Annotated in this window: 23 protein-coding genes and 1 pseudogene; 20 read left to right on the forward strand and 4 right to left on the reverse strand. The window is 48.3% G+C overall.

Annotation, left to right across the window (positions count from 1 at the left end; translation table 11 throughout):
• Positions 1 to 7: 7 nt before the first annotated feature.
• On the reverse strand, positions 8 to 2,194 hold the full coding sequence (locus CWE09_RS02095; RefSeq protein ID WP_126802247.1) for an OsmC domain/YcaO domain-containing protein: 2,187 nt from the start codon (positions 2,192 to 2,194) through the stop codon (positions 8 to 10).
• A 274-nt stretch (positions 2,195 to 2,468) separates the two neighbouring features.
• Between CWE09_RS02095 and katG the strand changes: the two genes are divergently transcribed.
• From katG to CWE09_RS02125, 6 genes and pseudogenes are all read left to right on the forward strand, one after another.
• Positions 2,469 to 4,655 (forward strand): catalase/peroxidase HPI, encoded by a 2,187-nt coding sequence (gene katG / locus CWE09_RS02100; protein WP_126802248.1) that lies wholly within the window; start codon positions 2,469 to 2,471, stop codon positions 4,653 to 4,655.
• Between the two features lie 180 nt (positions 4,656 to 4,835).
• Complete coding sequence (locus tag CWE09_RS02105; protein WP_126802249.1) at positions 4,836 to 7,082, forward strand: CehA/McbA family metallohydrolase; 2,247 nt, start codon at positions 4,836 to 4,838, stop codon at positions 7,080 to 7,082.
• 558 nt (positions 7,083 to 7,640) lie between these two features.
• Positions 7,641 to 8,663 (forward strand): IS110 family RNA-guided transposase, encoded by a 1,023-nt coding sequence (locus tag CWE09_RS02110; RefSeq protein WP_126802250.1) that lies wholly within the window; start codon positions 7,641 to 7,643, stop codon positions 8,661 to 8,663.
• A 263-nt stretch (positions 8,664 to 8,926) separates the two neighbouring features.
• Positions 8,927 to 9,460 (forward strand): hypothetical protein, encoded by a 534-nt coding sequence (locus CWE09_RS02115; RefSeq protein WP_126802251.1) that lies wholly within the window; start codon positions 8,927 to 8,929, stop codon positions 9,458 to 9,460.
• 116 nt (positions 9,461 to 9,576) lie between these two features.
• A pseudogene (locus CWE09_RS02120) lies at positions 9,577 to 9,827 on the forward strand (type II toxin-antitoxin system RelE/ParE family toxin).
• Positions 9,827 to 10,123, forward strand: coding sequence for a HigA family addiction module antitoxin (locus CWE09_RS02125; RefSeq protein WP_126802252.1), 297 nt, complete (start codon positions 9,827 to 9,829; stop codon positions 10,121 to 10,123). Before CWE09_RS02120 ends, CWE09_RS02125 begins: the two are co-directional and overlap by 1 nt.
• 101 nt (positions 10,124 to 10,224) lie before the next feature.
• On the opposite strand, the gene CWE09_RS02130 is transcribed toward CWE09_RS02125, so the two are convergent.
• A complete protein-coding gene (locus CWE09_RS02130) occupies positions 10,225 to 11,091 on the reverse strand; it encodes an MBL fold metallo-hydrolase (protein ID WP_241974285.1) in 867 nt (288 codons plus the stop codon).
• A 12-nt stretch (positions 11,092 to 11,103) separates the two neighbouring features.
• On the opposite strand from CWE09_RS02130, the gene CWE09_RS02135 reads away from it, so the two are divergent.
• From CWE09_RS02135 to CWE09_RS02145, 3 genes are all read left to right on the forward strand, one after another.
• Complete coding sequence (locus CWE09_RS02135) at positions 11,104 to 12,048, forward strand: GlxA family transcriptional regulator (protein ID WP_126802253.1); 945 nt, start codon at positions 11,104 to 11,106, stop codon at positions 12,046 to 12,048.
• A 93-nt stretch (positions 12,049 to 12,141) separates the two neighbouring features.
• Positions 12,142 to 12,315: a poly-gamma-glutamate hydrolase family protein gene (locus CWE09_RS14335; RefSeq protein ID WP_126802254.1), complete on the forward strand. Its 174-nt coding sequence runs from the start codon at positions 12,142 to 12,144 to the stop codon at positions 12,313 to 12,315.
• Between the two features lie 29 nt (positions 12,316 to 12,344).
• Positions 12,345 to 13,025: a hypothetical protein gene (locus CWE09_RS02145; protein WP_126802255.1), complete on the forward strand. Its 681-nt coding sequence runs from the start codon at positions 12,345 to 12,347 to the stop codon at positions 13,023 to 13,025.
• Positions 13,026 to 13,031: 6 nt separating this feature from the next.
• Here the strand turns inward: CWE09_RS02145 and CWE09_RS02150 are convergent, their stop codons facing one another.
• Entirely contained in the window at positions 13,032 to 13,463 is a 432-nt protein-coding gene (locus CWE09_RS02150; protein WP_126802256.1) for a hypothetical protein, read from the reverse strand.
• A 697-nt stretch (positions 13,464 to 14,160) separates the two neighbouring features.
• Between CWE09_RS02150 and CWE09_RS02155 the strand changes: the two genes are divergently transcribed.
• From CWE09_RS02155 to CWE09_RS02190, 8 genes are all read left to right on the forward strand, one after another.
• Positions 14,161 to 14,607: a hypothetical protein gene (locus CWE09_RS02155; protein WP_126802257.1), complete on the forward strand. Its 447-nt coding sequence runs from the start codon at positions 14,161 to 14,163 to the stop codon at positions 14,605 to 14,607.
• An 86-nt stretch (positions 14,608 to 14,693) separates the two neighbouring features.
• Positions 14,694 to 15,119: a YcxB family protein gene (locus CWE09_RS02160; RefSeq protein ID WP_126802258.1), complete on the forward strand. Its 426-nt coding sequence runs from the start codon at positions 14,694 to 14,696 to the stop codon at positions 15,117 to 15,119.
• 115 nt (positions 15,120 to 15,234) lie between these two features.
• Positions 15,235 to 15,393, forward strand: coding sequence for a DUF4160 domain-containing protein (locus tag CWE09_RS02165; RefSeq protein WP_241974286.1), 159 nt, complete (start codon positions 15,235 to 15,237; stop codon positions 15,391 to 15,393).
• 58 nt (positions 15,394 to 15,451) lie between these two features.
• Entirely contained in the window at positions 15,452 to 15,706 is a 255-nt protein-coding gene (locus tag CWE09_RS02170; RefSeq protein WP_126802259.1) for a DUF2442 domain-containing protein, read from the forward strand.
• Between the two features lie 123 nt (positions 15,707 to 15,829).
• Entirely contained in the window at positions 15,830 to 16,093 is a 264-nt protein-coding gene (locus tag CWE09_RS02175) for a BrnT family toxin (RefSeq protein WP_126802261.1), read from the forward strand.
• Positions 16,083 to 16,352, forward strand: coding sequence for a type II toxin-antitoxin system BrnA family antitoxin (gene brnA / locus CWE09_RS02180; RefSeq protein WP_126802263.1), 270 nt, complete (start codon positions 16,083 to 16,085; stop codon positions 16,350 to 16,352). The genes CWE09_RS02175 and brnA overlap by 11 nt, the downstream gene beginning before the upstream one ends.
• A gap of 45 nt (positions 16,353 to 16,397) precedes the next feature.
• Positions 16,398 to 16,709 (forward strand): cupin domain-containing protein, encoded by a 312-nt coding sequence (locus CWE09_RS02185; protein WP_126802265.1) that lies wholly within the window; start codon positions 16,398 to 16,400, stop codon positions 16,707 to 16,709.
• 124 nt (positions 16,710 to 16,833) lie between these two features.
• Positions 16,834 to 17,244: a VOC family protein gene (locus CWE09_RS02190; RefSeq protein WP_126802267.1), complete on the forward strand. Its 411-nt coding sequence runs from the start codon at positions 16,834 to 16,836 to the stop codon at positions 17,242 to 17,244.
• Positions 17,245 to 17,468: 224 nt separating this feature from the next.
• Here CWE09_RS02190 and CWE09_RS02195 read toward each other — a convergent pair whose 3' ends face one another.
• Positions 17,469 to 19,820, reverse strand: coding sequence for a DUF748 domain-containing protein (locus tag CWE09_RS02195; protein ID WP_126802268.1), 2,352 nt, complete (start codon positions 19,818 to 19,820; stop codon positions 17,469 to 17,471).
• 196 nt (positions 19,821 to 20,016) lie between these two features.
• Here CWE09_RS02195 and CWE09_RS02200 point away from each other — a divergent pair, with 196 nt between their 5' ends.
• From CWE09_RS02200 to CWE09_RS02210, 3 genes are all read left to right on the forward strand, one after another.
• Complete coding sequence (locus tag CWE09_RS02200) at positions 20,017 to 20,544, forward strand: hypothetical protein (protein ID WP_126802270.1); 528 nt, start codon at positions 20,017 to 20,019, stop codon at positions 20,542 to 20,544.
• Between the two features lie 103 nt (positions 20,545 to 20,647).
• A complete protein-coding gene (locus CWE09_RS02205; protein WP_126802272.1) occupies positions 20,648 to 21,661 on the forward strand; it encodes a DUF6174 domain-containing protein in 1,014 nt (337 codons plus the stop codon).
• 12 nt (positions 21,662 to 21,673) lie between these two features.
• Positions 21,674 to 22,936, forward strand: a complete 1,263-nt coding sequence (locus CWE09_RS02210; RefSeq protein ID WP_126802273.1) for a PDDEXK-like family protein — start codon at positions 21,674 to 21,676, stop codon at positions 22,934 to 22,936.
• Positions 22,937 to 22,952: the final 16 nt, after the last annotated feature.

A 22,952-nucleotide genomic window follows, 5' to 3' on the forward strand; every position in this document is an offset into this window, starting at 1 on the left:
CGCTTAGTTAACTTTTAATTTTGGCACCACGGGCGGCGTGCAGTTTCTTATAGCTCTCAATCAGGCGCAGGTGGCGGTCTAAGCCTTCCAGTTGCATATTGGTTGGAGTCAGGCCGTGGAAACGCACTTCACCGTTGACTGAGCCTACTACTGCCTGCATGGTGTCGTCACCAAACATGCGGTTGAAGTTGGTCAGATAATCCTCCAGTTGCAGCTCGTCGTCCAGAGCGATTTCCAGTACTGCGCTTACTGCCCGGTAGAATAAACCGCGTTCTACCGTGTTGTTATTATATTGCAGGAACATTTCAACCATTTCCTGAGCTTCTTCGTGTTGTTGCAGAGCAAGGTGAATAAGCAGTTTAAGTTCCAGTATGGTGAGCTGGCCCCACTCAGTGTTGTCATCAAACTCAACGCCTATCAGGGTGGTGATGTCCAGGTAGTTGTCCAGTTGGCTGTCTTCCAGGCGCTCAACCAGCGCGCTTAACTGATCATCCGTTAAGCGGTGTAGATTCAGAATATCCTCGCGGTAGTCCAACGCCATATTGGTGTTGTCCCAAACCAGATCTTCAACCGGATAAACTTCAGAATAACCCGGTACCAGAATGCGACAGACCGGTGCGCCTAAGTCTTCATACACCGCCATATAGACTTCTTTACCCATGTCTTTGAGAATGCCAAACAAAGTCGTGGCTTCTTCTTCGTTAGTGCCGGAGAAATTCCATTCATTAAATTCATAATCGCTTTTCGCACTGAAAAAACGCCAGGATACTAAGCCTGTGGAGTCAATAAAGTGCTCGACAAAGTTATTCGGCTCAGTCACTGCCATGGAATTAAAGGTAGGCTGGGGAATATCATTCAGACCTTCAAAACTGCGGCCCTGTAGTAGTTCTGTCAGGCTGCGCTCCAGTGCTACTTCTAAGTTCGGATGGGCACCAAAGGAGGCAAAAACACCCCCGGTTCTGGGGTTCATTAAAGTAACGCAAGCCACCGGGAAACGGCCGCCTAAGGAAGCGTCTTTCACCAGCACCGGAAAACCCTGGGCTTCCAGCGCTTTGACGCCTTCGACCAGGCTTGGGTATTTGCTGAGTACTTCGTCAGGCACGTCCGGCAAAGCAATTTCGCCTTCAATGATTTCTTTTTTCACCGCCCGCTCAAAAATTTCCGACAGGCACTGGACCTGAGCTTCAGGTAAGGTATTGCCCGCACTCATGCCGTTACTTAAAAACAGGTTTTCAATCAGGTTGGAAGGAAAATAAACCTCTTGGTTATCTGATTGGCGGACGTAGGGCAGGGCGACAATGCCGCGCTCTGTATTGCCTGAATTAGTGTCTATTAAATGCGAAGCGCAAAGCTCGTTGTCCGGGTTATAGATAGCCAGGCAGTGGTCATCCAGAATGTCGGCAGGCAAGGCGTCGTCTGCGCTGGGTTTAAACCATTTCTCGTTGGGGTAATGCACAAAATCACTGTTAGCAATGTCTTCGCCAAAAAACTGGTCGTTATAAAAGAAGTTGCAGTTCAGCCGTTCAATGAACTCACCCAAAGCGGAGCACAAGGCGCTCTCTTTGGTGGCACCTTTGCCGTTGGTAAAACACATGGGAGAAGCCGCATCACGGATATGTAGTGACCAGACGTGGGGCACTATGTTGCGCCAGGACGCTATTTCAATCTTCATGCCCAGGTCCGCGAGAATCGCGGTCATATTGGCAATGGTTTGTTCTAAAGGCAGATCTTTGCCTTCAATATAAGTGCCAGACCCTTCCTGGACGTCGCCCATCAGCAGCGCCTGAGCATCCTGTTCCAGGTTTTCTACCGTCTCAATCTGAAAGTCAGGACCGGTTTGCACTACTTTTTTCACCGTGCAGCGCTCGATAGCGCGTAGAATGCCTTCGCGATCTTTAGCGGAAATATTTTCTGGTAGTTCCACCTGTATTTTGAAAATCTGATTGTAACGGTTCTCAGGGTCGACAATGTTGTTTTGCGACACACGTATATTGTCGGTAGGAATGTCCCGAGCAATGCAGTACACCCGGACAAAGTAAGCCGCACACAGCGCCGATGAAGCCAGGAAATAGTCAAAAGGGCTGGGCGCTGAGCCGTCGCCTTTATAACGAATAGGCTGGTCTGTGACGACGGTGAAATCATCAAACTTAGCTTCCAGTCTGAGGTTTTCGAGAAAATTAACTTTGATTTCCATGAATAAGGCTACCGGGTTGGTGAAATGGGACGGGTCATAAGACAACAGGCCGCCATTATCTACGCCAAAGCTTCCCTTAGCAACAGGCGGTAGGTACTACCTGCCATTGCAGACATTTTAGTTATTGATTGGATCTGGCTATTAATACAATCGAAAACATACGCTTGTGGAAATCTCACCACATCGGTACAACTGATGGTGTGAAATTTAATGGTCTTCAAAAAAGGCGATATAAATATGAACTGAAATTATTCAGTTTATATGAGGAGGGTTAATGAGCGAACAAAAAAGCATGGGCAAGTGTCCGGTTATGCACGGTGGTAATACATCAGAGAAAACAAACGACAATATGAAGTGGTGGCCGAATGCGCTGAATCTGGACATTCTGCATCAGCACGACAACAAAACAAACCCTCTGGGTGAAGATTTTGATTATACCGAAGCGTTCAAGAGTTTAGATTTGGCTGCGGTAAAAAAAGACCTGCACGCCTTTATGAAAGACAGCCAGGACTGGTGGCCAGCCGATTGGGGTCACTACGGTGGTTTAATGATTCGTATGGCCTGGCACGCAGCGGGCAGCTATCGTATCGCCGACGGTCGCGGTGGCGGAGGGACGGGCAATCAGCGCTTTGCACCTCTTAACAGCTGGCCTGACAACGCAAACTTAGACAAAGCCCGTCGTTTATTGTGGCCGATTAAGAAGAAATACGGCAACAAACTTTCCTGGGCTGATTTGATTATTCTAGCCGGCACCATGGCCTATGAGTCCATGGGACTTAAAGTCTTTGGTTTTGCTGGTGGTCGTGCCGATATCTGGCACCCGGAAAAAGACACTTACTGGGGCTCAGAAACAAAATGGCTGGACGCAACCAAAAATCGCTATGACGATGACGGCAAACGTGACTCGCTGCAGAACCCATTAGCGGCAGTACAGATGGGGCTTATTTACGTTAACCCAGAGGGGGTGGATGGTAATCCAGATCCACTGAAAACAGCTCAGGATGTTCGTTTGACGTTTTCTCGTATGGCAATGGATGACGAAGAAACCGTCGCGCTTACTGCCGGCGGCCATACTGTGGGCAAATGCCACGGCAATGGCGATGCTGAAAAATTAGGGGTTGAGCCTGAAGCGGCTGACCTTGAAGAGCAGGGCTTAGGCTGGAAGAACACGCAAGGTAAGGGCAATGGTCCTGATACAGTAACCAGTGGCCTTGAAGGTGCATGGACCACCAATCCAACCACCTGGGATGATGGTTATTTTTATCTGCTGTTCAAGTACGACTGGGAACTGAAGAAGAGCCCGGCTGGCGCCTGGCAGTGGGAGCCTATCGACATTGAAGAAGCCGATAAGCCTGTTGATGTAGAAAACTCAGGCAAGCGTTACAATCCAATCATGACCGATGCCGATATGGCGATGATTAAAGATCCTGAATATCGCAAAATTTCGGAGCGTTTCCACAAAGACCCAGCGTATTTTTCTGAAGTTTTTGCACGGGCCTGGTTCAAATTAACGCATCGTGATTTAGGGCCTAAAGATCGTTATCTGGGACCGGATGTACCGGCGGAAGATTTAATCTGGCAGGATCCAGTGCCTAAAGTCGACTATACCCTGAGTGAGTCAGAAATCAGCGACCTTAAAAAGCAATTGCTGAACACGGGGTTAAGTATTTCAGAGCTGGTGTCTACGGCCTGGGACAGCGCACGTACTTTCCGTGGTTCAGATTTCCGTGGTGGTGCTAACGGCGCCCGTATTCGTTTGGCGCCAATGAAAGACTGGGCAGGGAACGAACCGGAGCGCTTAGAAAAAGTGTTAACTGCTTTAGCTGAAGTGCAGGCCGGACTGAGCAAGCCTGTCAGTATGGCGGATCTGATAGTACTGGGTGGTACGGCAGCAGTAGAAAAAGCCGCGAAGGATGCGGGTTTTGCGATTACAGCTCCGTTTGCGCCGGGTCGCGGCGATGCCACAGATGAGATGACGGATGTCGATTCATTCGAGCCGCTCGAGCCCGTGAGTGATGGTTATCGTAACTGGCTGAAAAAAGACTATGTAGTTTCAGCTGAAGAAATGATGCTGGATCGCACTCAGTTGCTGGGCTTAACGGCTCATGAAATGACGGTGTTAGTCGGTGGTATGCGCGTATTGGGCACCAACCATGGTGGCACTCAAGAAGGTGTCTTCACGGACCGTGTTGGCGTATTGAGCAATGACTTTTTTGTTCACTTAACCGATATGAATAACACCTGGAAACCGGTGAGTGAGAACCTGTATGAAATTCGCGATCGCAAGTCTGGTGAGGTGAAGTTTACTGCCAGCCGTGTGGATTTGGTATTCGGTTCTAACTCGATACTGCGTTCTTACGCAGAAGTGTATGCGCAGGATGATGCGAAAGAGAAATTCGCCAAAGACTTTATTGCCGCATGGACTAAAGTAATGAACGCAGATCGTTTCGATTTGAACTAAGTTACAGAGTAAGCTTAAAAAGCCCGGCCACTTCAATGGAGCCGGGTTTTTTTATTGCAGTCGCAGACAATGATAATTTGCAACATAGCTGTAACCTAATATTAATTGAACGATTAATTAACTTAGCGCACAATGGTACGAGAACTCACACGAAGAACTACGCAAAAAGGAAATGCCTTCATGCATAGAATCTCAAAAAGCGCAGTGGCGACTCTGGTATTTGGTTTAGTACTGGGCTCAGCGGCTCATGCGAATGTCACTATTACTCAAGGTGCAACGGCGATCCCGGATGGAGAAGCCACTCACGAGCAAGATATTACCGTTCGTAACGAACACCTTGCATTTGCTTTGGCGGTCGAGTCACGGGCACCCTGGGGAGTGCCACGGGGCGCTTTGGTTGATTTGGCGGCGGTTAAAAACGGTGACATCGATGAAGACCGCATTGCCTTTGCCGACTTTATTCCTAATGGCTGGTCAGCCTGGCCGAACGATCGCCGATCCGTTGAGATCCTGGAAGACACCAGCGATAAAGCTGTCATTAAGGTAAGCCGAAATTTTGGCCATGTCGACATTACTACCTGGTATACCCTGGCTGCTGGTTCTGATGCCATTGAGCTAAAAACCGTGATGACTAACCAGGGCGAAGAGGATCTCGAACTGCAGTCCGGTTTTACCATATGGCCTGATGTTGGCAATATGTTCGCAGTGCCAGGACTGGAGAACGGTCATGGTGCACGGGGTGAAAATACCTTAAGCGATCGCACTGTGGCTTATGCCCGCGATTGGTTGTTTGCATTGCATGCGCCTTATTTCGATCGTAACACTTACGCGGGTCGTGATATGTACCTGGGACATACGCTCAACGTGGGTGCTAGCCGTACCTTTGAAGCTCAACTTCAGGTCGTTCCTGATGGCGATCTTGCTCCTGTGGTTAAAGCGGAAGCGACACGCCGGGGCGAGCCTACCGGCACCATCTCCGGTCAACTGCTGGCCGACGAGGGCAAGGTGCCTGACAATGGCATTGTAATTATTGAAAAAAACAGTCACCTCTACGCCTGGACCCTGGCCAATGATGGCGAATACAGCATGGAACTGCCGGAAGGTGAATATCAGTTATATGGCACCGCCTCGGGGCATGCTAACAGCGAGGTAGAGACCATCCAGGTGGAGTCGGGCAGCGAACAGAGCCTTAACTTTATCGACCTGGCAGGGCCAGGAACCCTGGCTATGAGCATTGCAGAAGCCAGCTCAGGTGAGGCTAAAGACGCGAGGATAAGCATTATTGAAGGGCAGGAGCCACCCGTTGAGTTTCTGGGAAAACGCAGTTTCTTCACTGAACTGCTGCCCGTTGGTCAGGCCGAGATAGAACTGCCACCCGGCGAATATACTGTAAGCATCGATGCCGGCGCTGGTTTTATCAGTCAGCTGCAAACTCTGGATGTGACACTTGAGTCAGGTAAAACCAATCAGCAGGACGTGACCATTGCGCAAATTACTTATCCTGGCCAGCAGCACTGGTACGGTGCTGATCTGCATCATCATGGGGATGTTTTAGAGGCGATTACGCCACCGGAAACGGTAGTGCGTTCTCAACTAGCCGCAGCCCTGGATCTGGTTTTTCTCAGTGAACATGACTCGACTATTAATTACGAAGCCTATACTGAGCTGACAGCCAAACGCGGAGTGCCCTTTATTCCGTCGATTGAGATCTCGCCGTCCTGGGCTCATATGAATCCATTTCCTATTGCTCTCGACGCAACTCTGACCGTTGATCCGGGAACCGACGATATACATACTTTGATAGACGCCATGCATGACATGGGGGCCGAGGTCATCCCCATGAATCATCCTTTTAACGATTACGGTTATTATACCAACCTCGCAAATGATGCAGTGCCCGGTGGAGAAACTGACGGATTCGATTTGCTGGAGCTGAACTCCAGTGCCGATGACGAACGAACACTGAACAAAGCTTATGAGCTATGGGATAGCGGTGAAACCATGTATCTGACAGCGGGTACCGATACCCATGATGCCTGGAATCAGTTATCAGGCAGCATTCGCATGATGGGTTATGTGGACGATGAGCTGACCCCGTTAAACTTTGCCAAAGCACTGAAAGCCGGTCGCGGCTATGCTACACAAGGTCCTGTTCTGTATCCGCAGGATATTATGTTTGGTGGGCAGGCCTACGCCGGTGGCAACTGGACGGTGCAATTCGTTGCGGCCAATGGCTTAAAAGAAGTACGTATGCTGGGCAAGGGTGGCGAAGTCCTGCAAACTTTCAGCCTTGAACCGGAAAACATGACTCAGCAACTTGAGTTAACACTACCCATTCCGGCCAATGCGGAAGGCTGGATTAGCCTGGAAGTGGAAGATAAAGAAGGGCGGGGCGCTTGGACAAACCCTGTATGGATTCAGCCCTGAACATTTTGTAAGCCCTGAGTGCCAGTCCGTTAAATTAACTGGCACTCGGTCTAATGGGCTTATAGCACCTGCATAATGTTGGCCGTCTTTGTTACCTTTTCCGTCTCTTACAGTCAGTGCCTGACTATCAAAAGAAAATATCTTGCACACGCAGGCGCAGTTCTTCAATAAATCGGCTTGCCATGACGTTTCCATGAGTTGTAGTGATGATTACAAAAATCATAGTCAAATCATGTAGCACGGTTACGTCAGACATTACGCATATTTGTACTTGTCCGATTAAATTAACTCTTGTAAGGTCAATAACATAAAAAAAACATAGCCAGGGATATCAGGCATAGCTAAAAAGCAAAACGAGCATGCTCAGTTTGTTTTCCAAGGGAAAGAGCCTTTTTTGTTTATTCTCTTTGTTATTTCAATAACGTGATTCACGTTTGCCTCAAAACCCAGGCGGCGGAAGCGTGCTGGCACACTATACAAATAATGGTATGGACGCTCCCTCTCTAATAGTCCACTAAACTTGGATTGTTAATATGAAGCTTATTGAGGAGAGGAGTGATGGATAAGGTGATATCGGTAATCGGAATTGATTTAGCCAAGCATGTCTTTCAGGTATGTGCTGCGAATAAACGGGGTCAGCGGTTGTTTAATCGAGCTGTGAGTAGAGCTAAGCTGTTGTCGATGCTAGCCAATGTTCCAAAATGTATTGTTGGAATGGAGGCGTGCAGTAGTTCGCATTACTGGGCTAGAGAGATTGAACTGCTCGGGCATGAAGTTAAATTGATGCCGCCCCAGTATGTGAAGCCCTATGTGAAAACGAACAAAAATGACGCAACAGATGCCGATGCAATATGTGAAGCGGTGTGTCGGCCGAGCATGCGCTTTGTAGTGGTCAAGTCTGTTGAGCAACAAGCGTTAATGCTATTGCATCGTGACCGTCGGGGACTAGTCAGAGACCGTACAGCGTTAGTAAACCGGTTACGAGCAACCATGGGCGAATTTGGTGTGATAGCGCCGGCAGGGCTTCATAAATTCAGAGCCTGGATTAAAGACGAATACGGGGCTGTTGAATGTCGATTACCGGAGCTTATGCGGCGGCATGTTCATGTGATGGTATCCAGATTACGAGAAACCGACGAGCATATAGCACTTCTGGAATCGGAGATTCACGGGAATGCGAGCAGCACAGATGACTGCAAACGCTTGCGCGAGGTGCCTGGTATCGGACCACTAACGGCATCTGCACTGGTGGCAAGCCTTGGTGATATTAAAAGTTTTAATAATGGAAGGGCATTCGCAGCATGGTTAGGACTTGTGCCAAAACAGCATTCGAGCGGTGGAAAGAATAAATTGCAGGGCATCAGCAAGCGCGGGGATGGTTACTTACGTAGTATGTTGATACATGGTGCTAGAGCTGTCATCCGCCACTTGAATCCTAATCGGGCGGTCAGTAGGTGGCTACGTGACTTACTCTGCCGACGACATAAAAATGTAGTGATAGTCGCGTTAGCGAACAAATTAGCACGAACTGTGTGGGCTCTGCTAAGTAAAGGAACAAGATACCAGGAGTCTTACTCCTGATAACCGGCTCGCAACCGTGTTGCGCAGGTAAGAAGTAGAAGGCAAAGAGATGACATCGTCACTGGGCAAACCTGAACCTAACATAGCTCTTTAAGAGCGTTCAAATGATAAGGACCCAGTTAGCGAATACCGTCAGGGGCCGCCGGAAATCCGGCAACGAGAGCCCGGATAGATGGCTGCAACACACTCTTTAGGCTTCGACATTTTACTTGCACAAATGGGAGCGTCCATAGATGTTAGCCTTCAAAACAAGGACGGTTTCAATGACTAGATTTGCTGTTATTTTAATTTCCGCTTTATTGAGTAGTTGCGCTAGTGTTCCACTAGGAACGATGCTCGAATTTCGTTCATTTGGTAAAGAGGACTTTGTTAGCATTCAGCCTCAAGATCTTAGAGCAAAAATTCACGTTGATGAACCTGTGCGAGCAGATGTAGAAAGTGCGGAATTGGCTCTTGCACTAACCACTGAAAAAGGAATGAGAGAATTTAAGTTTCCATTGCTTTTACTTAGCGAAGAAAAGATTGCACCGGTGGCCGGTTTTTTCTCAAAGTCAGCGGGAAAGACTGAGTACACGCTAAAACTGTCAGATGAGGCGGTAAAAAACTTTATCGCAACCCAACAAAATATTCAGGATGAAAAATCCGGGAAATTGAATTTTTCAGTTAAAACCGGTTTTGAGAAGTTCCCAAGTGAGATTACTGAAATAGGGTTGTCAGTATTTTTAAAGCTATCAGAGGAAAAAGGCTTTGTTACCTTATTTAATAATGCAAAGTTAGAGGTTAAGTATGAAGGCTAACAAGGCCAGACAAAGCGACTGTTTCTCCGCTGCGGCTTCGCCTTCACTAAAAAACAGCGCGTGCTGGCTGCGTTATGCAGCTTGACTCCGTTGCGCAACGCGCTACACTGTAATCCATGATTAAAACTTTCAAGCACAAAGGACTGAGGCTTTACTTCGAAACAGGAAGTACTGATTACGTATGCAGCTGGTGGCTCTGAATACGGCAATGGAAGTTTCAGATCTCGACATTCCTGGATACAAACTTCATCCGTTGAAAGGTGACCGGAAGGGTATTTGGTCTATAGCGGTCAGTGGAAACTGGCGTTTAACCTTCGAGTTCCGTGATGGCCATACGTATCTGCTTGATTATGAGGATTATCACTGATGTCTGTAATGTTTAACCCAGCCCATCCGGGCGAATTTATTTTGGCAACGTATATGGAGCCTTTTGGCTTGAGTTGCCGTTATCTAGCTGGAAAGTTAGATGTTTCTCCTTCTACTCTAAATAGGGTTTTAAAGTGCCAAAGTGGCATTAGCCCAGAAATGGCACTTCGTTTATCGAAAGCACTAGGCAGAAGCCCTGAGAGTTGGCTTGCGATGCAAGATACTTACGACTTATGGCATGCCGGAAAGAACTTGAGTTTAGATAAGGTTCAGAAGCTTGAGCTCACAGCTGCATAACAAGTCGCATCAGTTCGCGCCTTCGGCGCCGGACACTCACTTCGTTCGTGCCGTTGTGCTCGGGCTGTAAACAGCCCCCCATTTTTAGAGCCAACCGCCCGTTAACACTCAAACACCAAAGTCTCACCGTCATCGGGAATATACAAACGCTGCTCTAGGCCTTTCCGCTCTCGTAAATTTTTAAGCTGAAGCCGTGTAACCGGGCAGTGATCAAGCGCTTCGAGGTGGTTTGCAATAATTTTTCCGGTGCTGATGCCTGCCAGTTCCTCAACGTCCGTTAGCCCCATGATGATCTCCCCGCCGATATCGAATTGAGCACCTCCAGCGGGAACTAAACAGATATCCGGTTGTTTTCTCAAGATAAAATCAGCAATCTCTCCGGTCAATATCGTATCTCCCGCTAAATACAAGCTGGGTTCGCCGGGAAATTCAATGAAGTAACCATGGCCATGCGCCATCATTCTACCAACAATGCCCTCGCCATGAACGCAGGGAATAGGTGTGAGTTTTCCATCCAGAAAGGGCTGAGTACCATCGATAAGCACGCGTGTCGCTAACCCTTTAGTTGCGAGAAACTGACGATCGTCCGGCATACAAAAGACAGGTACGTTGTGGTCCCGCAAAAACTTAGCACCTGCACGATCAAGGTGATCGAAATGGCCTTTTTGGCAGTGGGTGATGAGCGAATGGCTCACCGTGCTTAGCAATGAATCAGCTGCTTCCGGCAACTCGACAAGCGGATTGCGGCGGCGCGCACGAGTAACATATTTAAGTGCTGGAATTGTACTTTTGCGTGCCAACATGGGGTCAACTAAAATTCTGTAATCTCCAATATTTATCATGATGGTCGCGTTTCTGATTTGAGTTATTTGCATGGCTGGAGTCCTCAGTTTATACATACTGGTAATGAGCGTGTATTGTGAATCCGTTGCCTTGGCGTTACTATGGCTTAAATTGACATATTTCATACAATTCATGCCATGAGTGCATTAACCATAGGGTTGTTAGTTTATCCAGACTGCTTACCAGCGGGGCTATTTGCCTTCGCTGATATTTTACGTGCGTCGAATCTTCATGAGGGCAGCAAGCGTTTTAAGGTGTGTTGGCTGAGTGTGAGAGGTGGTGAGGTATCGGCCGCACCTGGTTTAAGTGTAACAACCGAGCCATTGCAAGCGTCTTCAATTGATGTGCTCTTAGTCCCGGGCGCGTGGCGTGACGCCGAAAATGTTATTAGTCAAAAGGACAGTGAACTGGTTCAGAGCCTCAAGCAGCTACCGTCACAGGTGCGACTATTCGGTTATTGCACCGGCGTCATTATATTGGCCCGAGCAGGTCGCCTGGATGGTATGTCGGCGACGACCACGTGGTGGTTACACGAGCTTGCAGGGCAAACATTTCCGAGCGTAAGCTGGAAGCCTCACGAGACTCTGGTTTATACCAGCACGCATGCAACTGCGTCGGGTGTACACGGGTATTTGCCGTTGGCGCTTGCATTTATAGAGGAGCGATGCGGAACCAGCATGGTGAATGGAATTCGCCGTCACATGGTTTTGCCCCGCCCTGAAGGGCGTGAGACGCCACTTCAAGAGGTACCGATGTTGCTGCAGCGCAGCAGCTGGGTACGCTCACTTATACAGTTAATTGAAGTTACGAGTCCAGAGAATTTAGCTATCGTGCATTTAGCTGAGGCCTTAAACATTGCACCCCGTACGCTTCAGCGCCGGACATTGAAGGAAACGGGGATTTCATGCGGTAAACTGATGCGCCTGGTGAAAATGAATCAAGTTGGGGAGCAATTGATTACAACGGATCGCTCGGTTGCGATGATAGCCAGCGCGATTGGTTTTAGGGACGAGGCCAGCCTGCGACGTTCATTTCGGCAGGTTGTCGGTATGACGCCGGGAGCCTATCGGAAGCGCATGTAATTGAAGCGGCCACAGAGCCTGACTTTGCTTTAGCTGGTCCAGCAAACCGAGGGGCGTGACTTTCGTGTTCGGGTGGCCTCGCGCGAACTAGCCATGGTAGCGTTGATTGCTCCGCATGGAGCCGGAGTCCAGTTAGAGTTGTCCCGCGGACTAAGGTCTACTTTTTTCGAGTCTCTGAATTCAGCCGGAAGGAGACGCCAGACTCACGTGTTCCACCAATTCGTTGATGCCGTGCGTCAGGGATTAGTTCGAGCAGGTCTGCTCTAGTAATTGTCCTTAAACAGGGAACGTGAAATATGAAAACTGCTGCATCTTTTTTCTTACCTTTCTTTATCCTGATGACGGCGGCCGGCTGCGCATCACAAAAAGTCTTTTTGAATGACTATAAGCTGAATGAATCCAGTGTTGAGCAGGTCCAGGAATTGCTCGAAAGCGAAGGTTTTGATGTACAAGTGATATCGGTGCAGCCACCTAGCTCTATTGATTCCTCGACGCTTTTAAGTGGCTCAAGGGCCGCTTTTGGACCGTCGGTTGATAGTCTGGTAAAGGCATTGGATGAGCTTGGCTACCACAACATCAGCACGACCATTGTTCAGCGGGGCAATCATTGGTATCGGGGAGATAACATTGGTCTTTACCTGTTTGATGCTGATTTTACTGAAAAGCCTGGGCGCGATGTGCAAGGGGAGTATACAGCCGAAGATTGTGAGTCGATGGAAACACTCACCTTAACGAGAGAGCAAGAGTTCATCATCACCTTTGCAGACAGTGAGCCGCTAGCAGGTAATTGGGCGGTTGAAAGCATGCCATACATACACCTGTTCAGTAGCACTCCGCGCCTGAACTTTTATTATCAGGTCGAGTTTGAGCGGATAAAAGACTTTTCCTGGGAGGTAGATATTGTTCGCCTGCATCCGCTTGGGAATCACGTGCAAATTCAAGATTGTGTTCTCGTCAAAGGGCTACGAGTAAACTAAGCGGCGTTATTGCTTTGGACGTACCGCAGGAAGCAGTCGCATCAACCACAGGACTACCCAGGCATGGACCAGGCCGCATAGTGGTGCCAAGGCATAACCCGGCATTGGTGCTTGCTCCGCCAGGAGCACGAACAGCACCAGATTAAACACGGCCACCAGCGCCGGAAAAGTGAGGTAAAGAGGCGCACTCATGCGGCGCAGTAAATAATAAGCGGGCGCAATAAACACCAGATAGAGCACAAAGCCGATAATGGCAAATAAGCCAGCGATATATATCAGGTCCGATACTAAGAAGGGCGTGCCCTCTGCGACGGACTCATAGGCACCAGCCAATAACAGCACGACGAAAGGCACCGACACGGTAGCCACTGCAATCGGCAGTATCAGTTGCCAGCTGTAGAACCAGATCATTACTACAAGCAGCAGTAAAACAATCATGGGCGCGAAAAACTCATAGTCATCCCTTTTCGGTTAAGTAAGGCATGGGGTGGGGCATTAAACTGGAAAAATTCACCCAACTAACGCATGTTAGCAATACCGCCTCATAGCTTGAAGAGCCAACTATGAAAGCAGCACTTTCCGCTGATAGCTTGTCGAGTTCGGAAAGTCTCACGCGACTAGAGAATGACGTTCACGCTTCTATCGGCAGGAGGTAGTTACATGGCACACGTGATTCACTCGATAAATACCATGGCAAGTGGCTTATGCCACCATCTAGATAGCGTGACTGGTGACGAGCACCTGCAGTACGCAATCGACCTGACATTATCCGCCGAGGTATTAATCTTCGGCCGAAACACCTTTGACCTATTTACGCAGTTCTGGCCCGATGCTTTAAATAGAAACGGGGTAGAACCCAAAGGTATGCTCATTTAGCTTGAGGGGAGCGCACGCTTTGCAGTTGCGAGTAGGGATTTATTTTAGTATGGTCAACAACATAATAACAACGTGTGCCAAGGATATCAGGCGTAGCGATACAGTAAAACGAGCATGCTCAGTTTGTTTTCCAAGGAAAGAGCCTCCTCATAACGAAATTCTCGCTATATCAATTACCTGACTTCGATACCGCCTGAAAACCTGCGGTGATAAAACGTGTTTGCTCACTATACAAAGGTTAGGCATTCAGGGAGGAAAGATGCATTCTGCGAGTAATAAGTATCTTCTGGCTGCGGCAATCTGCTGTTTTGCGGCCGCGCTTGCTCATCTCGGCTGCATTGTATTTGGCGGCGATTGGTATCGGTTCTTTGGTGCTGGTGAACAGATGGCCCAGATGGCAGAGCAGGGGCTTTGGTATCCCACAATTGTAACCTCTGTCATTGTTTTAGTGCTTTTAGTTTGGGCGCTCTATGGTCTGTCGGGCGCGGGTGCGATTAAACGATTACCTCTGACGAAATTGGCGCTAATCCTCATTACCAGTATATTTTTACTTCGTGGCATTTCCTTCGTGGGATTAATGCCAATGTTCCCAGAAAACAACCTGACGTTTTGGTTAATTAGTTCTGGTATTTGTTTGTTTATTGGCGGCTTATTCGCTGTAGGTTCATGGCAGCAGTGGCCAGCTTTAGGTGGGAATAGTGCCTAACAATACGCATCACTCGCGGCCTATGGCCGCTGGGACGGCAACCCGCCGCGCGGCTTGCCGCCCGTGTGCTTGGCGTTAGGCTTACTATGAAACATTCCGGCGACACGATTAGCGTTACTGTCGAGTACCAGCTAGCTGAGTACAAACGTATGGTGTGTGATTTTATGCCTTTGCATTTGGCTTCTATGCAGAAGCCTCCGAATCGATACTTGCCGTGGAATTGGCCTATTATTGAGAGGGCTTTCTCAGCAGTATTCATTCCCATAATGTTCAAGATAAAAGTTGCAACGGTAGGTACCTGCAAGTTCACCTTTAGCGAAGTCGGGCTTACCCGCGAATCTAAAGTAGGTGTCAAGTTCTGTGGGTGGGATGAAGTATTATCTGTAAACAGCCTCTCAGGTATCTATCTCATTCATCTTCGTTCTGGTGGTGCGATGCCCGTCCCATATCGTGTTTTCAGCACTGAGGATCGACGGGCGTTTGAAGGAATCTTAACCCGTGTCGGAGCCTAACAAACGCCTGAAGCATCGCGACTTTCAGCCGCTGGACTCGCAACAAGTTGCTCGCCGCTTAGGCGAGCGTTATCTTCAAGTTGGCGTTGGGGCATTTCTAGGGTAATCTTTAAACATGCCGACAGTCTTACGATTAGGGCCGTACCGTTTCTTCTTTTATAGTAATGAGAATGCAGAGCCCGCCCATATTCATATTCAGCGCGAGAAGATGCTTGCGAAATTCTGGTTGAAACCAGTGGCTCTCGCTAGCTCTACTCGGTTTGCGCCAAAATAATTGAGAAAACTCGAGCAACTGGTGGTCGAAAATAGAGATACGTTTTTGGAGGCTTGGAATGGCTACTTTAGCAGTTGAACATCATCCCCTCGCACAATCCGTCAGTTTCGATACGGACTCACTTATTGTAGAGCTTGTTGACGGGCGCACCATTTCGGTGCCGCTCACTTGGTTTCCCTCATTGTCCAAAGCAACAGAGTCTGAGCTTACTGACTGGGAAATACTGAGTGACGGAGAAGGTATTCACTGGCCCCAGCTGGATGAGGACTTAAGCGTGAACGGCATTCTTGTTGGAAATCATGGAAGAAGATAACAAGTCAATTAACTGCGCGCCTGCGGCGCCGGACGCGCTAACGCACGCCGGTGAATGCGGCGTTAGCAATCGCACTTTTCTACCCTTCTTGCTAAATGAGTAAAAAAGGAATAATTTATACTCATGCACATTTTTGAGTTTGATAATGATAAGAGCCAAGCGAATCTAGAGAAACATGGAATCGACTTCCGTGACGCTCAGGCTTTATGGGATGACCAGGATTTACTTGAGATTCAAGCAAAGACTGCCGATGAACCTCGCTACCTCGTTATTGGTCTTATTGGTAGCAAACACTGGTCCGCTGTTATCACTTACCGAGGGGAGAGGATTCGTCTCATCTCGGTAAGACGCTCGCGTAAGAGAGAGGTAGAGTTGTATGAAAGCTAAAGATTTTGACAAGAAGTTTGATGAAGATGCAGATGACATCATCGATGATCTGGACGTTAAGAGTGCACGACGAGTGAACCAAGAAGCGAAGCGCATTAACGTTGATTTTCCGGCTTGGGTCGTGGAGTCGCTTGACCGTGAAGCTGCTCGAATCGGTGTTACTCGGCAATCAATTATTAAAGTCTGGCTGGTGGAGCGTTTGCGAGCCGAAGCTGCTAGTAAGCCGCTTAAAAGTGACACCGCAAGCGGCGCACATTAGCGGGGCGTTATACGAGTAGCGTAACGTCCATTTTCGGAGAGGATTATGAAAGTAGTTAGAAGTAAAGATTTTAAGGCTGAGCGCGCTTGGGGAGCAACGGATATTGCCAATATGAGTGGAATAACGACTCGCCTGCATTGGACAGATCAACCGTACAAATGGCATGTTAATGACGGTGAAGAAGTATTCGTCGTATTGGATGGACAGGTTGATATGCTCTATCGATTGAACGGCGAGGAAGAGTCGGTTTTATTGAATGCTGGTGATATTTTCTTTGCTTCAGTTGGTACAGAACACGTTGCGCACCCTAGAGGGGAAGTAAGAGTGTTGGTGGTTGAAAGAGAAGGTAGCGTATAACCAAGCGCTGCTACGGAAAGTTTACTCGCTTTCGCTCCTAAATTTCCGCAGAGCGCGGCGTTGGCTTTCGGTAAACGTATAAAAGTAGTATAGAATCCGGTATTTAAGCTATTGGAAAGCAATTATGCCTAAAGTCGTCCAACAGCAAATTGGCAATATCGCCCTTGTCGTTGAAAACTACGACGATGCCATTGATTTCTATACCCAAAAGCTTCAGTTTACGTTAGTTGAAGATGCCGATTTAGGTGGTGGTAAGCGATGGGTTCAAGTTTCACCGCCAAATTCGAATGGAACAAATTTACTGTTGGCTCAAGCGAGTACAGAGGAACAAGCTCAGTTTATCGGCAATCAGACTGGGGGCAGAGTTTTCCTGTTTTTACAAACGAACGACTTTTGGCGAGATTATGAGTTGATGAAAGCTAACGGTATTATTTTCAACGAAGAACCACGAATTGAAGAGTATGGAACGGTTGTAGTATTTCAGGATCTTTACGGAAATAAGTGGGATTTGTTGCAATTAAGCAGCGATCACTAATAGTACGCGCCGCATTTTGGTTTACGGTTTGCGCGAACCTCGGTATTCTTGCCTGGCTTCACAGCCCCCACGGCAATGAGTTGCTTCGGAAAGGCGCCTACCACGTAGAGAATATTACCGTATCCAGTGTTTCGCACCAGGGGTCGGTTTCAGCAGTACTATTCCTCACTAGGTTTCGTTCTGCGGGGAAACACTGAATGGAACATGCAGCGAAGGCGGGAGCCTTAATCTGTGGTGACACCAATCTCCATGACAATGCGCTCGTCGTCCACTGAATCGATCTCTTCGGGCTCCATAATACGCACGCGGTCATCAGCGATACCGGTATCTTCGTTTGCATTGACCAGAGCGTCCCGTATTGCTGCTGCTCGGGCGTTGGCAAGGGCTATGAGTTCATTATCCGAAACGGATTGAGCGGCGACCACCTGCTCGGCCAGGTAAGTACGATAGGCGAGGGCGTCAAACTCTGGTTCATCAGATGACTCATTTTGTTCCTCGGTGAAGCGTTCCCGGACCGCCTCGAGGTCACTGTCCGGGTAATGCGAGGTGAACATTGCTTCGACCCTATCCTGGTTTGACTCGCTCGTCAGGCTTGGGTCTTCAGCGTCACGACCGACCTCCTCCAGGTGTTGACGTAAGCCTTCGATGGCCTTCTCTTGTTTCAGGGCCTGGCCATCAAATTCCCGGCTGAAAGGCCCCGCGAGTTCCAGGATCAGCGCCGAGCGCTGATTGAGAGCTTCGCGAAGCTCTGCGACGCGCTCTTGCTGAGGAGGGCCCAGATCGCTACGACCCTCCGAGAATTCTACCTGGCCAAGATCTTCAGACTCCGAACCGATGAGATCTGCCAGAAACCTGAAAGGCGCTTCGATAACTGAGGTAATAGCCTGCCCCAGTGCCTCGCGGATGATCGCGTTGAAGTCAAATTCCGGGTCGTCAACATCCCCTGTTACGGGTAGCGTAATATCAATAACGCCATCGCTGTCCTCGAGCAGGGCAATGGCTAAGTTTAGCGGCAGATCCATAGTGTCGTCGGAGTCAATTTCTTCGCCGAGTTCAAGATCGCGGAGTACTAGTTGGTTTTCTCCCTCGAGTTGTTCGTCGTCGATGGTGTATTCAAGATCAAGGTCCATAGTGCCCCCCGCGATAGCACGGCCAGCAAAGTCGACGGTGTAAGGCGAGTACTCGGGAATTTCAAGGTTGCGAAATGTCAGTGTTATATTGGTCTCGCGTGTAGGTTCCCAGACGTGGAAAGAGCCTTCAGCAAGCGCAAGGCCGTAATCTTCGACCTGGCCTTCCAGGTTCAACCGTGCAGGTTCGTCTGAGGTAGAGCTCAACGTCGATACCTCCCCGCTTAACATCTGGATGTGCGTCGAGAAAGGCAGCGGCAGAGAATCATCGCTAAACTGCAGGGCGCCATCGGTCAGTTCAATGCCTTCAATAGTGATACTAAAGGGGTCTGGCTTTTCACTTTCTTCATTCTCTGTGTCTTCTTCGGCTGGGGGAGTATCTCCGAGATCGCCGAAATTGGTGGTCTGATCCTCGTTGATGACGACCTGCCCAGACAGCCCGTCGACGACGATAGTACCGCTCTCAAGCTCTCTCTCTGTGAGGCTCAGCTCAATCTGCTCGGTGGACAAGCTGTGCCACCCGATCAGTGTCTCGTCATCAGGCCCCTGGCTGATGCTTAGCTCATTAATGCCAGCGGAACCCTGAAATGCAAAGGGTTGTTGTGCACCGGTATGCATTTGGCCACTCAAGGACAGAATCCCGCTATCTAGTTGTAAGCCGACGAAGTACTGCAAATAAGGAGCGGCCTGTACCATAGCCAGTTCATCGATATTGGCCGTGCCCTCTAAGGCGGGAGTCGGTAGTATCTGAAGTGTACCGTCGAAGGCAAGCATACCGCCTTCGGCGAGTTGTCCTTCTAAGCGGACCTGAGCGCTCGTATCTTCGTGCAGCGTGAAATCCTCTACAGTCAGCCCTATGTTTTGCAGTGCCAGTGATATCTGTTCCGGTGTATCAGTATCATCATCGGTCTCGTTGTTCAGGTTATCTGTGAAGCGCAACACACCACTTTCGACACGTAGATTGTTGATGCGCAAGGCAGGAGGCGACGGTTCGTCTTCGGGTTCGGGCTCAGCTCTATCAGGTCTTGCGTCTGCCAGTCGGGTAAACCGGGTTTGGCCCGACGCGAAGCGTTCTTCTTCAATGATCGGGGTATCAATGCGGATTGCGTTAAATGTCCAGGCTCTGTTGATAATACTCGACCAGGCAAGATCGACGGAAAGTCGCTCCCAGCTAATTAGCTCCTGGTCGTCGATATCCTTAAGTACAAGCCCATCAACGCGAAGCGTTAACGTATAGGGGTTGGCGCGTACCTTCTCAATTTGAAGTTTGCGCTCGAAATCCTCTTCAACTGTGTTCACCGCCATGTACTCAACAGCCCAGGGCACCGCAAAAAATCCTAGCAAGGTATACAGGATGAGTAGTATGAGCAGCCAGAATCGAATTCGACGTGGGGAGGCCCATTTTGTGCGCAGGTAGGCGCCGAACTGGCCAGGTGAAACGCTATGCATAGGATCGCCTCAATGGAAATGAGTCATATTGAACAGTGTAGACGTGTCCGTGGCCAGTGCCACTTTGCTAGATCAGGAGCGTATTTGGTGACTTGTTTGTCGGTTGTGGGTACGAGTTAAGTTTAGTAAGCTCAGTAACATAATAATAACCTGGGCAATTAAATTGAGCTTATAACTATAAAACGAGGATGGTTAGATGAAGACACTGAGCTTTGTGGTTTTTGCTGTACTTATTTTTGCCCCGGTTAATGTTTTTGCGCAGGACAATGTTGAGCTCCAGCGTATGTTTGATGAAGATCAGGAAGCGCGGCGCAATCCGGATCTTGACTGGGACATATTGGATAAAGAAGACGCTGAACGCAGAGAGGCTGTGCTTGCCCTTTTGGCTGCCGGTGACATAAAAACAGGTCTGGATTATTTTAATGCCGCGGTGATTTTTCAGCATGGGGAAGCGGTGGAAGATATTCGTATAGCCCATTCATTGGCAACGGTCTCTGCCACTTTGGGTTATTCACGTGCGAACTGGTTAAAGGCCGCATCCTGGGATCGGCTCATGATGTATTTCGAACAGCCTCAGTGGTACGGCACCCAGTTTAGCGTTGATGATGCCGGTAATTGGGTTTTATATGACGTTGAGGCGGATATCATCACCGACGAACAGCGGGCTGAGTGGTCTGTACCTTCATTGGAAGAAGCCAAAGCACGGGCAGAGGCCCGAAATTAAAAAGGCCCTTCATGCTATGGAGTATATTCAGGTTGATTCTGGACTTATTCTTAAATCCGGGTATAAATAGAAAGTTGATATAATGTAAACTAAAGATGGCCCCATGAAAACTTCAATGCTCGGAATAGCATGTATCTTATTGCTTCTTGGTTGTAATTCCTCTGATGAAGAAACTATATCAGAGAACTTTAACGACACGCGCACACTTGTTGAACAGAGCATTGCCGATCTTAAGCTGGTTATTGCGACAGAGCTTGTTGAGCAGGCACAACACGACTGGCAATCCACCGACTTACAAAGTTATGCCGTTACCAGACTTTTCACGTTTCTGAACTGTGATGATAATACTGCGTCTGATCCATATTCTCCTGTGCTAGACGTAGTGCCAGACTCAGGCGACCCTTACACCATTTACCCGTCCTCCCAGGGCCGACCTATTGGTCTTCCATCTGAAGAATTTGGCTACGAGCAGTTGCATGAAAGGCTGCTCGATGTTCTTGCCAGTAAACCCGTGCTATTAGGTCGCCAGTCTGGAAATATGGAGGAGTTGCCAACATTTGACGAGAGGGGAGTGGTCACTGAATGGTTCCACAAAGAGCTCAACCAGTTCTTTTATAGCAGCAATAGTGTTGGGGACGGTTTTTATTATTCCTGTTATAACGTATCTAACCATCAGTTGATTAGCCTCGATGAAATGGGGTACCCATTGGAAGATTATGTTGCGGAGTTTAATGTTGGCATAGAAAGCTGGAAACAGGCGGATTTGCAGGATTATACCTATAGGGCTAGTTTCATTAGTGGTAGTTGCGCCGAACCGCAGATGTCGTCGAGGGCTACTGTTAGAGTTACCGAGGGTACAGTTGACGAGTCAGATATTGAGTGGGACGGTGATGACCGCAGAGATTTAGGCGGGGCGACGATGGAGGAGCTGGTATTTTATGAGTTGTCCTATGCTATAGCTAATCTTCCAGACAGATTAACTGCCACTATGAGTGCTGATGACCATGTTGTCTTTGATTCTAATTTTGGCTTCCCGCTAAGTTTTTATGTTGAATATGACTCTGAATCGTCCGATTCATGTAATGCCTCCGGAATTATTATTGAGTCGTTCGAGTAAACGGGTATTGCAATGGACCAGGAAGACAAGACTCTGGCCTCTAACAATTTAGAGGCTCTGCTAATTAATTTATTAGATGATAATGACTTTCAGGCGCTAAGTGATATGGAAGAGCGCTTTAATATTTTCGATGCACTGGGCACGCGACGGCAAGAGCTTCGCCATTCCGACTTTCTTTCTTATATTCTTGACCCTGGCAGGCCTCATGGCTTGGGGGATAAATTGTTAAGAGATTTCTTACTAGAAGTCACTGAGGATGCCGAAACTGTGATTCCTGATGTATTTCATGGAGTTCCTTTGCGGCTGGACCCATTAAACGATACTCAGGTTTATCGTGAGTATATGCATATTGATATTTTACTTCGAATGCCGGGTAAGTGGTTGGTTTTAATAGAAAATAAGATTGGCGCTAGTGAGCACGGCGGGCAACTGACGAAATACGAAACTCAGATTGAAACTCACTTAGATAACTTACCAGCGTTGTTGATATATCTTACACCGAGCGGTAGCCCGGCTAGTCAGCCCGATTGGATTCCAGTGTCCTATACCTTGGTCCATAGGTTAGTAAAGAAATGGGCGATAGCGTCATCAACACCGAATGATGTAAAAAATGCTTTGTCGAACTATGCGGATTATTTGGAGGGACATGTATTGGAAGACTCAAAGGTAGCTGAGCTTTGCCGGAGTATCTATAAACGGCATAAGCAGGCCATAGACATTCTTAATGAGCACATTCCAACCCCAAAAGACTTTTATCTTGATTTGGCGCAGAAAGTTATGAATTTGCTGGAGAAAGAAAACCGGATCGTATTGGATAGCAAATATCGCAAAGTTAATCGCTTTTATGATCCTCGGCTCAAAAAGTTATTACCTGAAATTGATGAAAGTGCATCATGGACTCGCTCAGGAAAGGGAATTTTGTTCGAGTGGGAAATTGGCGCAGGGCATTTACGGCTTGATCTGGTAATTGGACCTGTAAGTGAGACGGATAGAAAACGAATCTTTCAATACCTGGAGTCAAGTGAGTATCAAGCTCAGCTGACTGGCCAGGTTGAAGGGCTTAAAATTGTTTCGAGGATCGGTAAACGTTGGGCACACTACACGCAAACTCCTATTATCGCGTTTGAACAAATCTATGAAGATATCGAATTGGAAGACACCCGTGAGCTGGTTAACACACTTAAAGCAAAAGTAGAGACTATTTTAGAAGCCCATTACAGTGTGTTGAGTGAGGTGTTGTCAGATGATCCTGCTCTCCATAGCGAATCTCCATAAATTAATTAATGAAGTA

This window comes from Aliidiomarina minuta (assembly GCF_003987145.1).
Classification (GTDB): Bacteria; Pseudomonadota; Gammaproteobacteria; order Enterobacterales; family Alteromonadaceae; genus Aliidiomarina; species Aliidiomarina minuta.